This window comes from Chitinophaga sp. CC14 (genome assembly GCF_048957795.1).
Taxonomy (GTDB): domain Bacteria; phylum Bacteroidota; class Bacteroidia; order Chitinophagales; family Chitinophagaceae; genus Chitinophaga; species Chitinophaga ginsengisegetis.
Genome location: NZ_JARBFY010000003.1, coordinates 26710 through 42267 on the forward strand (window position 1 = coordinate 26710; position 15558 = coordinate 42267).

The following is a 15558-nucleotide window of genomic DNA, read 5'->3' on the forward strand; positions in this document are numbered from 1 at the left end:
ATTCCACTTCAATCCACCTTCTTCTACTTTATCTGAAATAGTAATTTTAAAATAAATGAATAAATTTGCCACATGAGAATGACGGTAATGTTATAATATAAATTTTCAAGTCTGGTAAAACCAATACCCCCTGGGGGGCATCAATTTTATTGTCTGAACTTTTATAGTATAACATTATGCATAACACCCTGAATCCACAACAAATACAGTCATTTATTACTGACGGCTTTGTCCGTATTGATAATGCTTTTTCTGCTGATCTTGCGGGTGAAGCAAGAAATATTCTATGGAAAGATATTCCAGCGGATCCCAACGACAGCAACACCTGGACAAAACCGGTCGTTTGGCTGGGTATGTATACACAAGAACCATTCATCAAGGCTGCCAATACCGCGGTTCTTCATAACGCATTTGATCAGTTGGTCGGTAAAGAAAAATGGGTTCCCTGTAGGAGCATGGGTGCCTTTCCCATTCGTTTCCCGGCAGAAGTTGATTCTGGTGACACCGGCTGGCATGTAGATGCGGGTTTTGCCGGTGCGGATCCGAATGACTTTTTCGCGGCCAGAATTAATATAAACTCTAAAGGCCGTGCCTTGCTGATGCTGTTTTTATTTTCGGATACCGGCGAGCGGGATGCGCCAACCAGGATTCTAAAGGGCTCACATCTGGATGTTGCCCGATTACTGGAGCCGGAAGGTGAAGAAGGACTTTCTTTCATGGAACTGGCAGCAAAATTGCCGGAATTGTCTGAGAGAGAGGAAGTACAGGCAACAGGAAAGGCCGGCACGGTATATCTCTGTCACCCATTCCTGGTGCATGCTGCGCAGCGGCATCGTGGTCTGGTACCTAAGTTTATGGCACAGCCACCGCTGTTACTCAGGAGCGGGTTTGATATCTGGGGTACAGGCCCGTGCAGTCCGGTAGAGGAAGCAATAAAAACGGCGTTAGGTATTTAGCACGTTTAATAAAGTGGGCGTCTGGATATACCTGCGGGATATCCGGACGTCCTTTTTTTGCTCATTTTCCTCCAAAGAAGTATTGTGAACTACTTCACAAGCAGGGCCTGTCCTTCAAAAACCACTCCCGGCCAGCCATGAATCATAAATTGCCTGATATTCTGGTGATCTGTTCCATTGGGATTATTTAATACCGATTGATAGTGTTCTGCAAACAGGTACAGGGTATCTTCTTTGTCCAGGTTATTTAGCCGGGCGAAAGCAAAAACCTTCGCGCTCCCCTGATTTTGAGTGGCCTCATTATGTGCCTCTCCGTTTTTAAAAGCGGTTGGCTGATGTTGATAGTAAGTTTCTATAAATTCAATCACCTCTTTGAAACTAAGTGAATTGTCTTTTAAGTTTTTAATCAAAGTAATTAATTGCTCTTTCATCCGGCGTATTATGTATTTAGAATCATGTGAGTTTATGCAAGGCCAGTACACCTCATTTAACGGAGCAAAAATAGAAATTTAAGATGATGTCGTGTTGCTGAATATTTTCAGGATGGCCGCAGCCATTTTTTCAGCAACCGGGTAATCACAGGCATTACCACCCATGTTAACAAGGCTACCATGCAAACGGCAATAATAAGTACCCGCAGCGGCATGGGCAGGTTTTGAAGATAGGGGCCTAATGTGAATGACAACAACAGGCTGGTGGGGAAAACGCCGCATAAGGTGGCAACAGCCATTTTCCATCTTGGTGGTGGCAGCGGATAACGAAACCAGGCTTCCAGTCCTGTTAGCGGCCTGTAAACCGGTTCTTCGGTCAGTTTTGAGGCGTAAGCCTCCCAGTCTCTAAAAAGTTTTGAATTATAAAATGCGTCTCTTTCAGCTTCATCCGCAAAAGTTCTTAAAATGCCAATCTCATTCGAATCTGAACCCGGCAGCGATGTGATCATGGCCGCGCCATGAACGCCTCCATGTATAAATGATTCGCCGAGAAACTGCCTGAGGGCTTCTTTAAATTCCTCTTCTTTTCCCGGAAGTACCTTTCTTGTAATGGCTACGTGTATCGACATCTGTTAAATGATATTTAAAAGCGAACAACAAATAAATATACAAAAAACTGTCTTTACAGATGTAGATGAGCATAAGAGGTTACTTTGCCGAGGCCACTAATTCCCCGATATAAGCTGTTAATGTTGTGGTACCTCTGACCGGGCCGGGTGGTGTATATTTTCCCTTCAGTGTAGCGTGGGTCATTGCTGCCATTGATTTCGCTGCCGGCGCTGAAAAGCCTGCGTCTTCAAGTGCCTGTATCCAATGGCTTTCAGGAATTTCCACCGCTTTCACATCTTTTCCCAGCGCAGCAGAGAATGCGTCTGCAACATCCTTTGCGGAGTATTGTTGCGGACCTTCCACATTATGCAGGCCGGTTTGGGTAACCGGTTCCAGCATCAGCCTGGCAGCCACGCCACCAATATCACCGGGTGATACCATGGGGAGTTTGAAGTCAACAGGATAAAAGGTATAAACAGTGCCTGCTTCACGTGCTGTTTCCAACGAAGCGGCCCAGTTGCTCATGTAATAGGCGCCGCGGATAATAGTGGTTGGTATATTCATATTAGCCAATGCCTGTTCCATTTCATACAGCACACCAAGATCGCCGAGACCGTTACCCGGCTGCGCACCGTAAGTAGACTCCGCCACTACTTTTTTTATCCGGGATCCCTCAAGCGCAGTAAGAATAGCATTCAGTGTTTCTTTTTCTTGTGCCGCCGTATCTGTTGATGGGGCTGCCGGGGGATTAAGTAAAAACAACCGTTCACCGGTATTGAAAATCTTCTGCAAACGCTTTACATCCAACACATCTGCGATGGCTACGTCCGCTCCCTTTTGTTCCCATTCCTGCTTCTTTTTTGGATCGCGGGAAATAATGGTTACCAGCTCTCCCTTTTTTATCAGGGCCTCTGCCAGTGCAGATCCTATATGTCCTGTACCTCCTAAAATAATATGCATGTCACCAGTAATTTAATGTTAGAATGGAATTCCACAAATCATACCATGATGTTGTAAATAACAACAGCTTCCCTCAGGGGAAGCTGTTGAGTGGAATGATAGCAATAAAGTTATTGTCAGTAGAATACAGCTATGCTGTCTGGTTTCCAGTTGGTGTCGTTGAGATCCACCTCTATGCCGCTGCTGGTGGGCGCAAAGAGATTGCCTTTTAAAACGGTGCGTTTGTTGGTTTCAAACTTAACATTGTTAATGACTTTGTTGGCCAGCAAATTACCCAGGGTACTCCTGCAAACAACTGTTATCGACGGCACCGTGTAACTGCCCTGCAACGGGAAGTAAGCCTGTGTTTTAAAACCTGGCTTTCCCTGGTTGTAAGCGGGTATCTGGAACGTATAGCCCAGGTAGTTCGAATAAGCAGTACCGTTAGCAGGGTTGCTTACCTCCCCGGTAGGAAAATTAAATACCCGCGGGATGCCGCTGAACTGAATGTCCATCCAGGCGGCATCAGCCGGCAGCGGGTCCTGGATAATAAATTGCAGTCGCGCCACAATACGGTCCAGTGAAACTTTGGCATTAGCCGGTCCATTTACCACCATTTCAAAGTGCTTGCTGAAAGCATCGCTGCCGGGATACTTGAAACCGGCATTGGTGATGTTTGGACGATACTTGTCGCCGGTAGCCAGCAAGGTAAACCTGTAATTACCGGGTGGCAATGTATCCCGGATTACACCAAAAGAAGGACTACCTACTTCCTGCACAATTTCATGTTTGATGGCAGCCTGTGCACCTGTACCATACACTTTGTAGTAAAGGTATTTTACATGACCATCCAGCGAATCTTTTGCAGTTGTGGCATCGCCGGTGATGCGGGCAAAGCTGTCCAGCTCCTGCGAAAAATCATCGACATTAAAAGTAACGGGGAAGACAGGTCCGGTGCTGGCTTCAGGTTCGGTGTTGGCAGGTTGTGAGAGGTTTTTGTTACAGGAAACAAATAGTATGGCGCCGGCGAGCCATACCAGGGGTGTGGTTTTAGACATGGTTGAAGAATTTAGGTTGATTAAGTTAACTTTATTCTGTGCCTTTTTTGCTACTTGTAGTAGTAGAGTTTGAAGGGGTATTTGGTGACAGGCTGTGATAAACCAGGCATACTGAAACGATCACGGTTAGCAAAGAGAAATTGTCCCGGTTCTGGAGTGGCTGGTACAGCCTTGATATAACGCCAAAAAAAGCCGCCCCCGGTAAAGGGAAACGGCTTTTACATCATCACTCAAAAACAATCTTTATTTCTTTTCCGGCAAGGCAACAAAGCGGATCACATTTTCTCCGCTCAGGTAATTTTTTGAAGCGGCCTTAATGGATGCGCCGTTAACGCGGCCCAATTGTTTTTCTATATTGGGCAACTCTTTCAGCGCTTCATTACTTTCTATTTTTCCGGAGATGTATTGTAACCAGAATTCATTGCTTTCTACCTGTAATTCATATTGCTTCTGGAAGCCTGCTTTGAATTTCTGCACTTCATCGGAAGTAGCGCCCTGTTGCTGTAAGTTGGCGATATCCTGCTGTACCAGCCCTACGAGGTGTTCTACGTGTTCAGGTGCACAGCCGAATGATACATTTACAGCGAAGCGCTGCTCGGGTTCTTTCGACATATTTGCATTTACAGAAGGAGTGTATACTTCGCCGGCGTTTTCCCGCAGGCTTGTTAACAGGCGGTATTGCAGTATTTCAGACAGTGCCTGCAGCTGTACTTTATTTTCAGTACTGTACACGCAGTCGCCATTGTAAACCAGTAATACAGTGGCCTTATTATCAGTTCCTTTGGTCACCGTTTTTACCAGCTGACCTTTAGGCACACGCAGCGGCAGTTTCACGGCTTTCTCCTTTCTGTTCAGGGAAGGCAATGCGCCGAGGTATTGTTCCAGCAAAGGTTTGATGCTGTCGGTATTGAAGTTTCCTACAAATACGAAGTTAGCCTGTGAGGCATCCGCAAAGCGGTCGCGGTACACTTCATACGCTTTTTCGAGACTGATACTATCGAGCCTGGCTAAGGTAGATGGGCTTGTACGGTAATTGTAGCCGCTCAATACCGTGGTCACGGTATCTTTAAATACATTGCCCGGATCATTGTAACGGGTTTGGATTTGCTCCCTGGATTGGGCCAGTGCATTTTCAAACAGCACGGTGTCTTTCCGGGGTGCGGTAAACCGCAGGTATACCAGTTGCAGCGCGGTCTCAAAATCTTTCACGGTGCTGGCGCCGCCCACACCCTGGCTACGTCCGCTGATGAACGCGCCCACGGAGGCGGATTTGCCGTTTAATATCTTCGATAACTGAACCGGCGAAAGGTCAGCAAGACCGGACCCGCTTATAATCCCGTTTGCACTGGAAGCGCTGGGGAACTCTTCATTTGAATATTTATTGATACCACCGGGGGCAAATGACATGAACTGGATCACATCATTTTTGTAAGTGGTGGGTTTGAGCCATACTTTCACGCCATTGCTCAAAGTTAATTGTTGTACGCCCAGTGCAGCATAGCTTTTTTGTGCTACTACTTTTCCGGGTGCAGGTAATTTTTTTAACAGCGGTTGATCGGTAACGTTATCTTTATATTCCGCCAGCGAAGCCGCGGCTATTGTTTTAAACCACCCGTTAACGGTAGTGGAATCAGGAAGATTGTTTTTCTCTTTGTCAGGAGCAACGATGAAGATATCGCGGTTGGTATCTCTGATGTATTCGTTGGCTACTGCTTTCATATCGTCAAGACTGATGCCCGGCAATTCCTTTTTCAGGAAGTTGTATTCCCAATCGAACCCTGGTGAAGCCGCTCCTTCGAGGAACAACGCCTGGTATTCTTTCACATAGCTTTCGGAAACTGTTTTATCTTTTTCCTTTGCTGCTTTTTCGAGATTGTTGAGGTAGGCCACTTTGGCGCGGTCCAGCTCTGATTGTGTAAAGCCGAAACGTTTTACCTGTTCTACTTCCGACCAGCCGGCGGCAAAGGCTTCCGCCAGTTTACCGGGTTTAGCGGTCACGGAAAAGGAGAACTGATCCAGTCCGCCCATTAAGTTACCGATGCCTGCGTTTACACCCAGGAATGGAGGATTTGGTTTTTGAGATAATTCCCCGATCCGGGCGCCGAGTACCTGGTTAAACAACGACCGTTTTACCGTGTTGAGATAGTCGGTAGTAGTAATCATTTTACCGGCTGTATGCTTTATAGCCATTTCCAGGTTGGTAGCAGATACTTCGGGGTCGGTAATGGTGAGGAACTGATTTTTGCCGGTGAGGGCAATTTTATAATCGGGCCGGGGTTTTTCGTTAGCAGGGTTTTTCAGGTCAGCAAATTGTTTGCGGATCTGTTGTTCTACCTGGTCAACATCCACATCGCCTACTACAATGAGTGCCTGCAGGTTGGGACGGTACCAGTCGTGGTAAAAGCGACGAAGTGTAGCCGCCGGGAAATGCAGCAGTATGCTGTCTGTACCAATGGGCGAACGGTCGGCATACCGGGCATTGTTCAACACCACGGGGAGTGTTTTGTCCTGTATGCGGGCTGCTACGCCTTCGCGCAGGCGTTTCTCTTCAATGATCACGCCTCTTTCTTTGTCAATATCGTCTGTTTCCAGCAGGGCTTCCTGTGCCCAGTCGCGCATAATATCCAGGCCACGGCTTACCATTTTTGGATCAGTGGTAGGAATAGGCAACTGGTAAACGGTTTCATCGAACGATGTAAAGGCGTTCAGGTCAGCGCCAAAACGTACACCTGCTTTTTGCAGGTAATCGATCAGTTCATTTTTGGGGAAATGGGTGGTACCGTTAAAATTCATATGTTCCAGGAAATGGGCCAGACCACGTTGGTCCTCATCTTCCAGGATAGAACCTACTTTGTTGGCCAGGTAGAATATTGCGCGTTTGGCAGGTTCATTGTTTTTACGGATGTAGTAGGTAAATCCATTTGATAATTGCCCGGTACGGACTGCAGCGTCCAGCGGAATGACCTGGCTCTGACCGGAGCCCTGCGCAAAGCTGTCTGCTGTTGAAAAACACAGCAGCCCTGCTATGGCCAGATAACGATAATGCATAGCTATTTATCTTTTGTTGGTTTTTGTGTGTAACATGGTTCCGTTATAAGAACATTACAGCATGTCTAAGATACCTTCATTCTCAATAATAATCATTCCCTGTCTGTCTGTTGTAATACCTTTTTGCAGGGTATAGGTGTATTTAGGTACGGTACCTTCCATGATGGTTGGCAGGAATTCAAACTGTATATGATCGCCTTCGGTTTTTAGTGCGTCTCCCACTTCAAAGATATGAGTGGAAATAATAAAGAAGCAATCCCTGAAAGCGGTGAAGGCTGCTGTTACCGCCAGTGTGGCGTCATAAGCGTCTTTCACGTTGGTGCCTTTAAACAGCTCGTCGAAAATAACAAAGAGATGTTTGTCTGCGTCTACTTCTTCCGCTACCTTTTTTACACGGAGTACTTCTGCATAAAAATGGCTGTATCCGCGGTTCAGGTCATCAGGTACATTTACAGAAGAATAGATGCCATCCAGTACAGAAAACTCCAGTTCCTGCGCAGCTACCGGGAAGCCCATATGCGCCAGGTACACCATGATCCCTGTTGCTTTCATGAGGGTAGATTTTCCCGCCATGTTGGCGCCGGTGAGAAACAGTACGTTGCTGTTGCCGTTAAACGAAAGCGTGTTGGGCACTGCTTTATCCAGGCCGGGATGTTTAACTCCTTTGGCTGCCAGCACATTTTTTTCTTTCGGTAACGCCTTTGCGTAGGAAAATCCTTTTGCTTTGGCAATACCGGAAACGGTGATATATACTTCTATTTCGTAGGTGAGCGCCAGCAAGGCTTTTAACTTATCCTGGAATACGTGTGCCAGCAGGTAGTGTAGCCTGGCGGTTTGCAGCAGGGATCTTTCGTCGTTTATATTTTGCAGCCGCTTATCCCGGACAATGCTCCGGGCGCCTGCCACCCATTTTTCCCAGGGGGTGTTTTTATCACGGCCTTCTTTTTCCAGCTGACCAAGTAGCGTAGTGAAGCCTTTCAACAGCTGTACGCAGTTAGCTATGCCCTGCAGTTGCAGTTCGTATGCATCATCCTTTACCAACAGGGCGGCTAACTTTTTCCGGCTTATTTGCCAGAGGGCCAGGGGAAAGTTGCTGTTGCTTCCTTCATCCAGGAAGGCTTCTGTGCTGCCCAGCAGTTGTTCCTCAAAAGGGAAGGGAATGGGCTGATCGCCGAAGTAGCGGAATGCGGCGCTCCTGGCATTGATCTGGTCTGCATCGGTTAACGGGTGGAGGAACATGGTATCCAGCAGTTTCTCCGCACCCCGGGTTTTTACCTGGTTGAAAAGACTGAAGATGGAATTGGCATTATACTTTCCAAGCAACGACAGATCGTCCAGTGTTTGTTTATCTGCAATAAAGCTCATGTGGTCTTCTTTATTGATTTTTTCCTGGCCAATATGTCCAGGATACCTTCATTTTTTATAATTACCATACCATGCCTGTCGGAAGTAATGCCTGTGGCCAGTTTATGGGTATAAACGGGCTTGCTGCCTTCCATTAACGTTGGCAGATATACGAAATTGATATTGTCACATTTCTCTTTGAGCACGTCGCCGGCTTCAATGATATGTGTAGATACCACGAACATACAGTTCTTCCTCCGTGCAATGGCCGATGTAATGGCGATGGTGGCTTCGTATGCGTCTTTTACATTGGTGCCGCGGAACAGTTCATCAAAGATGACAAACAGGTATTTATCGCGGCTTAGTTCCTGCGCAATGGTTTTAACACGCAGCACTTCTGCATAAAAGTGACTGGCGCCCTGGCTCAGGTTATCCGGCAGGTTGATGGTGGTGAAAATGCCATCTCTTACGGAAAACTCCATTTTTGCAGCAGGCACCGGGAACCCCATCTGGCCCAGGAACATAGCAATGCCCAGTGCTTTCATGAAGGTGGATTTCCCGGCCATGTTGGCGCCTGTCAGGAAAATAATATTGCTTGAAGGAGTGATGTTGAGTGTATTGACCACCGGTTTGGTTAAAGACGGATGGTAGAAATCTTCCAGCACTACTGTTTGCTTTTCCGCATCCAGGGCAACGGGGAAACAGAATTTACGCTCCCGGGCGGTGCGGGCAACAGACAGGTACACGTCGGCCAGGTAAATATGTCCCAGCAATTGCAATACGATACTCCGTTGCCGGAAGCGGAGTATTTTATCATACTCCGCTACCGTGGCAAAGGAAAATTTCTGTTTGGTATGTTCCTGCAGCAGGGGCTGCAATTCCGCTGTTTGTAATAACCGGTCGATGGCCGCCAGTTCCTTGTTGTAAGGAAGATCCGCTACCTGTTGCCGGATGCTGTCTGCAAACATACGGGTTGCCTGTAAGATACCGATCAGGCTCACTACGCCTTTTTCAATGGCTTTGTACTCTGTATCGGCGGCAATCAGGTGATTAAACTTCCTGCCCAGCGTATGTTCCTGGTCATTCAGTTTGGTGCGTTCATCGGTATTCTGCAGGTGTTGTTCTGCGGCATCAAACCAATCGCCTTCATACGGGAAGCGGATCTCCTGTTGGGAAAACGCGCGGATGATAGTGCTGCGCGCATTAATGGCAGCTGCGTCTGAGAGCGGGCTGCGGAACATTTCTTCCATCAGTTCCGATCCTCCGCGGGTAAAGGTGCGGTTATATATTGTATACACTGAATCGCCTCCACCTTTCCCGAAAATGTTCAGGTCATTCAGCGTTTGTTTGTCGGTCATTAGGCTCATACCAGCTGTTTGTTTTATTTTCTTCTTCTCCTGATAAGTAAAATGCTGCTGCCTATCAGCAATAATCCGGGGATTACACCCATTAACCCGTATTTCACCACTTTCAAACTTCCTTTGGTGAGGAAGAGCGTGTTGTCTTTTGAATGCGGGCGACTTACATCTACCGGTACGGTGCCGTAAGATAGCCAATGGAACATACCTGGAATCAAAGAAAAGTTGGAAGCGCCGTAATATCTGATAGGCGGTTTCATACCACCGTTACTGATACAGTCGGCATCTCCTATAATCATGATGCGTTGCTCTTTATTACCTACTTTTCTCGATAAGGCCATTGCTGTAACGAAGCTATCTGCTTTTTCTCCGGCCATAATATCTACGGAAGCAGAATCATTGACAAAATCGATGGTCTGTGTTTCGTTCCATGTTTTCATGGTATCGGTTTGAAGAACAGGAGTAGCTTTAAAGCCTTTATCTTCCGCCATCACCAAACCAGCTGCTTTTACCATACCCACATACGCATGTTGTTTGATCATCAGCTCAAACATAGGTGCGATGCTGATAGCCGCATTTGTAGGTCTGCATATCACGGCATTGGCCGCTACATCCGTTTTAGGTTGTACCAGCTGACCAGGAATGGTTTTTACGCCGAACTGTGAGATGAAAGATTCCATCACCGCTGATCCGGGTTTGATGGTTACCACCAGGTTTCCGCCATTGGCAATGTAGGCATCCAGTTTACGTTTTGAAACGGAATCCATGTCCTGCAGCATGTCGGAAACCACGATGATGTCTACGCCTTTGGGGATCTGGTTATTGCCGGAGAGGTCCAGTGTTTCCACATCGCAGCCCTGGTTGGTGAGGGCATAACGGAATGTTTTAACAGAAGAAAACAGGGTATAGTCCTTTATGCGGTCGCCTTCAATTTTACGTTCTCCCTGGCCTTGCAGGAAGGCGATTTTTGGCAGCTTCATCACCATGCGTTTGAACACGGCAGATATTTCTGCTTCATCGGGGAATTTCATCATATCTTCATAAATCCGCAGAAAAGCCTTTTGTCCGTTTTCTCTCTCTACCAGGCGAACAAAAACATTGCCTTCATCTCTGAGGTTGATTTGCTTTCTTATTTCTTCCGGTTTCAGGAACATATCAATATCCAGGTCTTTGATCTCTGCTTCCTTCTGGGCCATTTCCGCGAGGGATTTGTTTTTATAAACAAAGTTCAGGCGGGGGTTATTACTGGCGGTATCATAATAATAAACGTACTTCAGCTTTGTTTCCGGTTTGAAACGGATATATTGTTTCAGCTGCTGTTTATCTTCATTTACCATTTCGGGCATCCCATTGTAGCCTTCCCGGTCGAGGAGGTTTACATAGGTGGTGATGGTGAGGCCGCCATCGAGTTTAGCCATGATCGCCTGGCTGTTGGGCGTGAGGGTATTCCGCTTTGTTTCGGTAGCATCATAATACGCCATGAATATTGGCCGGGAGGTGGTGTAACCCAGCGCCATAGCGGTTATCACCACCAGTGCATACTTGCTCCACACGGAAGAAAAAGATGCATGTGTGCGGTTGGCCTGCAATTTCAGGATGCTCAGTCCCAGGAACATGGCTACTACAATAATGAAATAAAGTACATCTTCTGTACAAATCAGCCCGGCGATCATTTCGTTGCACCGGCCGGAAATAGACAGCCAATAAGTGATATCACGTACAAAATCAATGCTCTGCCATACTTTGTTCATATAGCTGAGGGTGCCCAGCAGTACCAGTGTTCCGAGGGCGGCCACTACCTGGTAGGAGGTGAGGGACGACATAAACAATCCAATGGCAGCATAGGCGCACATCAGGAGGTAAATGGCAAGAAGTCCCGATAATACCGGCGCCAGTTCAAACTTGTCTACTATAAACATACACACAGTCACATACACAAGCAGCACGGCTATCAGCAGGAGGCTATAGGCCATCATCGCCAGGAATTTACCGCGGATGATTTGTGAGGAAGTGATGGGAGATGAATATAATAATTTGATAGAACCGCTGCTCAGCTCCCGGCTCATCAATCCCATTGTGAGTAAGGGCATATAGAGATAGAGATAACTTTGCACCGAGGCAAGCAATCCCCGTTGTCCGGAAAAAATATTGGCGGAGATAAAGGACAAGCCAAGGCCGCTGCTCTGGCCCCGCAGCATCTCCTGCATGGTGTCTGCAAAACCCATCCCTGTCTGAAAAGTAAATACCACGAGGATCATCCAGGCGATCGGTGAATAAAACAAAGTGAATAACTCTGCTTTGGCGATCTTAAAAATTTGTCTCATTGAATATCTTTTATTGATTTTTTATTTGGTATTTTTTTTAGACAACCTGGCAAATACAGCATCCAGTGAACTCTTTTCAATAATCAGTTCCATAAGTCCCCAGCCTCTGCCCACGCTTATTTCCGCGATCCGTTGCGCTGTTTTCTTTTCCCCGTCGTATCCGAGTCTGAAACGGGAGGGAGCCAGTTGTTCAATAGACCTGATACCTTCCAGCTTCAGCAGTTCCTCCTGTGCGGGAGGTGTTTCCAGCATTACTACCAGTGAATTGGGTTCGATGTAGTTGTCGAACATTTCCAGGGTTCCGGAAAACACCATCTGCCCTTCTTCAATCATTTTGATTTCCTTGCAGGTAGCCTGTACTTCTGTGAGGATGTGGGTAGACAATAACACGGAGCGGTCTGTTGCAATTTCCTTGATCAGGTTCCTTACTTCCACGATCTGGTTTGGATCGAGGCCGTTGGTGGGTTCATCGAGTACTACAAACTTAGGGTTGTGCACAATGGCCTGGGCAATGCCCACACGTTGCTGGTATCCGCCGGAGAGGTTGCGGAGCAAGCGTTCCCTGAAATGCGCCACGCCGCATCTTTCCAATGCCTGCTGTACTGCCTTTTTTACCTGGTCTTTTTCCACCATCCGCAAATCGGCGCAGTAGGTGAGGTATTCTTCCACGGTGAAATCGAGGTACAGCGGCAGCTTTTGCGGCATAAACCCGATATTTCGTTTGGCCGTTACCGGATCTTCTTTCAGGTTGATGCCGTTGATAAATACTTCTCCCTTTGATTGTTTTAACACCCCACAAATGATATTCATGGTAGTGGATTTGCCGGCTCCATTGGAACCCAGCAGGCCCACAACTCCCTGGCTATGGATCTCAAAATTTATGTCTCTTACCGCCCACTGGGACGCGTAACGGTGAGACAGATTCTCAACTTTTACGATGGCGTTTTCCATTCATTACGGATTGTTTATTGAATAAAATAGCAGGCGTAAGCTTTTGCTTACACGGTTATTGCGTTTGAATATTTTTTTATAAAGATGGGTTACTGAAAAATACCTTTCGCCGGGGACAAGCCCCGGGCGAAAGGAAAGGTCAGGAATCAGTAGGCGGCGTTTGCAATAGCGCGTACATCTATATGATATTTTGTTTTGTAATAATCCACCAGGATATCAAACTTCTGTTTGATGAGCGGATACTGGAGGTACGGTTGCATTTGTGCATCCGTCCGGGTTGTAATATGCATGATAAATGAAGTAATATCATTTGACTTGGCCGTTCCCCAGGAATAGGTGCCATAATACCATTCGCCTATTCTGCCGCTGATGGGATCATAGCTGGTGGGTAAAAAGCCCCTGTTCCGGAATGCTTCCAGGTTGTCCGGCATCGACAATGGCGCAGTAGGCGCCGCCGCTGTAGCGTAATTGCTGACGGTATAAAATGCTGCAGGAATATCGAGGATATTATTACTGATGTAATAACTCCAGATAGCGCTTGTGAGAATATTCTTTTTCGCCACTTTCTCTGCCGGGGTCATGGTTCGCAGGGATGCGTTCATGCCTGCGAAAGTGATGGACTTACCCACTACTTTGTAATCGAAATAAAGATATTCCCTGCCCGGTGGCATGCCTGGCCGGTATTGTTTGATGGTATCGGCCATCAGTACCCGGTAAGGAATCCCCTGGCTTTTCCTGAAATCTTCCGGGAGAAATTTCAACCACACATCATTGAGAAAGTTCAGCATATCCCCGGCATAGGCGGGATTGCCCAATACCGCTGTATCGATTTTTGATGCGCTGCCGCCGGCTGCCTGTGTCCACTCAAAATCTTTTTGTGTAAACACATACAGGAAGTAAGATCCGTAGTTGTCGTACAGCTGCTGGATTTTATCATTTGCCTCTTTGGGGGCGTTCCCCTGCGGCAACACATAATCAGGTCCGATCGGCGCCGGTGCGCCAATTTCATTATCCTTCGAACAGGAGAATAATAATATGCTGGAGATGCAGCCGATGAGAAATATATGTTTCATGTTAAAGATGGTATTGCGTGTTTAATAGTTATTGTCCGATCCTGTCGCTCATGGTGCCGGAAGGATTTTGTTTCAGTGCCGGATTTCTTTGCAGCAAACTGTTAGGAAAAGGCAGCGTGTACATCGGGTCTTTTTCTTTCAGCGTGTAATGCAGAATCGCTTCTCCCAGTTCATGCTGATACCGGTGTGTAATGGCCGGCATGCCGTAACGGCGAAGATCAAACCAGCGGAATCCTTCCAGGAAAAATTCTTTCCGGCGCTCGTCCCGTACCGCCTTTAGCAGCACTGCTTTATCGCCGATGTTTTCATCTGTATAACCGATGATACGCGTACGGCGCAGGTCATTCAGATCTTTCATGGCGGCGCTCAGTTTTCCGAGTTGCACATTTGCCTCTGCCCTGTTTAACACGGCTTCCCCGGTACGAAGGCATTGAACAAGTTCCCCGGCTATGTTTGTATACTTCGATATGAGCGGCGCGTCGCCGTTTGAATCAGAGATGCCATATTTGCGGCGTACATCTTTCTCTGCATCATAAATGGACATAAGTTCCGGTGAAAATGTATAGGCGGTTTGGTCGCCCCCCTGTGATTTTCCGCCAAACATCCATTCCACTTCAGGGTTGGTATAGGTGAGGTAGTACCCGGTGGTGATGCCGGTCATATCCATCAGCACACTTCCCTGTTCAAACACTTTATTAGCTTCTGCTACGCAATCTTCCCATTTCTCCATATAGAGATATACCCTTGATAAAAGAATATGAATGGCAGGCTGGTTGATGTGATAGTCCCTGCGCGCAATGGGCAGCGGGTCCATCAGCGTGGCAGCTTCTTTCAGGTCGTTGACGATTTGCTCATATACTTTTGCAACGGTCGCCTGCTCCATATATTCTGCAGTTACACTGGAGTTTAGCTTTAAGGGTACGGCAAGCGCCTGTGGATTGCTGTTGTAAGGTTCTCCATAGAGATTTACCAGCCGGAAATAATAGAACGACCGCATCGCCAGGGCTTCTCCCTTCACCCTGTCTTTTTCCTGCTGGCTGCCGATGGCGGTGTTGATATTATCCAGCACGGCGTTGCATCCCATGATCCGTTCATAAAAATAGAAGTAGGCGGTAGATGCAGGATCTTCACTGATAAGATCGCCCAAACCATTTCTGTCGGCTAACTGGGGCTGCCACGTATAGTAGAGGTAATCCGTTTTCACAGTAGCCGTTCCTACAATGGAGTAGCCGGTACCGGCGCCCCATTCAATGTTAAGATCCACGTCGTCGTCCATGCGGGAAAGAAAATCAGTTGGCTCGTCATTTCCCATATAACCTGATCCCATCAACAGCTCCCGGAAGTCGGTAGCAGTTTTGGGAATGATCTCACTCTGGGATTGTTCTTCCAGGAATTTAGTGCAGCTGGATGCCAGCAGCGTGAAGACAAAGAAAACAGAGAATAACTTATATTTCATGCGCTTCAATA

The 15558-nt window shown here is 47.1% G+C and carries 12 protein-coding genes; 1 reads left to right on the plus strand and 11 read right to left on the minus strand.

The features are described from left to right. Positions 1-176: 176 nt before the first annotated feature. Positions 177-956, plus strand: coding sequence for a phytanoyl-CoA dioxygenase family protein (locus tag PV783_RS10070; protein ID WP_420987884.1), 780 nt, complete (start codon positions 177-179; stop codon positions 954-956). A gap of 89 nt (positions 957-1045) precedes the next feature. On the opposite strand, the gene PV783_RS10075 is transcribed toward PV783_RS10070, so the two are convergent. The 11 genes from PV783_RS10075 to PV783_RS10125 form a co-directional block, all read right to left on the minus strand. Continuing rightward, positions 1046-1387: a HopJ type III effector protein gene (locus PV783_RS10075; RefSeq protein ID WP_111579522.1), complete on the minus strand. Its 342-nt coding sequence runs from the start codon at positions 1385-1387 to the stop codon at positions 1046-1048. 107 nt (positions 1388-1494) lie between these two features. Further along, entirely contained in the window at positions 1495-2016 is a 522-nt protein-coding gene (locus PV783_RS10080) for a hypothetical protein (protein WP_420987885.1), read from the minus strand. 79 nt (positions 2017-2095) lie between these two features. Next, the gene (locus PV783_RS10085; RefSeq protein WP_420987886.1) at positions 2096-2956 is read right to left on the minus strand and encodes an NmrA family NAD(P)-binding protein; all 861 of its coding nucleotides are present in this window, start codon (positions 2954-2956) and stop codon (positions 2096-2098) included. A 116-nt stretch (positions 2957-3072) separates the two neighbouring features. Next, on the minus strand, positions 3073-3993 hold the full coding sequence (locus PV783_RS10090) for a hypothetical protein (RefSeq protein ID WP_420987887.1): 921 nt from the start codon (positions 3991-3993) through the stop codon (positions 3073-3075). Between the two features lie 243 nt (positions 3994-4236). Beyond that, a complete protein-coding gene (locus PV783_RS10095; protein WP_420987888.1) occupies positions 4237-7041 on the minus strand; it encodes a M16 family metallopeptidase in 2805 nt (934 codons plus the stop codon). 54 nt (positions 7042-7095) lie between these two features. After that, positions 7096-8406, minus strand: coding sequence for a MutS-related protein (locus tag PV783_RS10100; protein WP_079468870.1), 1311 nt, complete (start codon positions 8404-8406; stop codon positions 7096-7098). Further along, positions 8403-9752 carry a MutS-related protein gene (locus PV783_RS10105; RefSeq protein ID WP_420987889.1) on the minus strand — a complete coding sequence of 450 codons (1350 nt, stop codon included), beginning with the start codon at positions 9750-9752 and terminating at the stop codon, positions 8403-8405. The genes PV783_RS10100 and PV783_RS10105 overlap by 4 nt, the downstream gene beginning before the upstream one ends. A gap of 14 nt (positions 9753-9766) precedes the next feature. Next, positions 9767-12067: a Gldg family protein gene (locus tag PV783_RS10110; protein WP_420987890.1), complete on the minus strand. Its 2301-nt coding sequence runs from the start codon at positions 12065-12067 to the stop codon at positions 9767-9769. A 21-nt stretch (positions 12068-12088) separates the two neighbouring features. Next, positions 12089-13018, minus strand: coding sequence for an ABC transporter ATP-binding protein (locus PV783_RS10115; protein WP_079468867.1), 930 nt, complete (start codon positions 13016-13018; stop codon positions 12089-12091). Positions 13019-13164: 146 nt separating this feature from the next. Continuing rightward, the gene (locus PV783_RS10120) at positions 13165-14091 is read right to left on the minus strand and encodes a hypothetical protein (protein ID WP_420987891.1); all 927 of its coding nucleotides are present in this window, start codon (positions 14089-14091) and stop codon (positions 13165-13167) included. 28 nt (positions 14092-14119) lie between these two features. After that, entirely contained in the window at positions 14120-15547 is a 1428-nt protein-coding gene (locus tag PV783_RS10125) for a RagB/SusD family nutrient uptake outer membrane protein (RefSeq protein WP_363433569.1), read from the minus strand. Positions 15548-15558 lie beyond the last annotated feature (11 nt).

Bases quoted from the DNA above. Each gene is read 5' to 3' on its own strand.
- PV783_RS10095 (WP_420987888.1), bottom strand. From the start codon at position 7,041: ATGCATTATCGTTATCTGGCCATAGCAGGGCTGCTGTGTTTTTCAACA.
- PV783_RS10105 (WP_420987889.1), bottom strand. From the start codon at position 9,752: ATGAGCCTAATGACCGACAAACAAACGCTGAATGACCTGAACATTTTC.
- PV783_RS10080 (WP_420987885.1), bottom strand. From the start codon at position 2,016: ATGTCGATACACGTAGCCATTACAAGAAAGGTACTTCCGGGAAAAGAA.
- PV783_RS10125 (WP_363433569.1), bottom strand. From the start codon at position 15,547: ATGAAATATAAGTTATTCTCTGTTTTCTTTGTCTTCACGCTGCTGGCA.
- PV783_RS10070 (WP_420987884.1), top strand. From the start codon at position 177: ATGCATAACACCCTGAATCCACAACAAATACAGTCATTTATTACTGAC.
- PV783_RS10120 (WP_420987891.1), bottom strand. From the start codon at position 14,091: ATGAAACATATATTTCTCATCGGCTGCATCTCCAGCATATTATTATTC.
- PV783_RS10100 (WP_079468870.1), bottom strand. From the start codon at position 8,406: ATGAGCTTTATTGCAGATAAACAAACACTGGACGATCTGTCGTTGCTT.
- PV783_RS10075 (WP_111579522.1), bottom strand. From the start codon at position 1,387: ATGAAAGAGCAATTAATTACTTTGATTAAAAACTTAAAAGACAATTCA.
- PV783_RS10085 (WP_420987886.1), bottom strand. From the start codon at position 2,956: ATGCATATTATTTTAGGAGGTACAGGACATATAGGATCTGCACTGGCA.
- PV783_RS10115 (WP_079468867.1), bottom strand. From the start codon at position 13,018: ATGGAAAACGCCATCGTAAAAGTTGAGAATCTGTCTCACCGTTACGCG.
- PV783_RS10090 (WP_420987887.1), bottom strand. From the start codon at position 3,993: ATGTCTAAAACCACACCCCTGGTATGGCTCGCCGGCGCCATACTATTT.
- PV783_RS10110 (WP_420987890.1), bottom strand. From the start codon at position 12,067: ATGAGACAAATTTTTAAGATCGCCAAAGCAGAGTTATTCACTTTGTTT.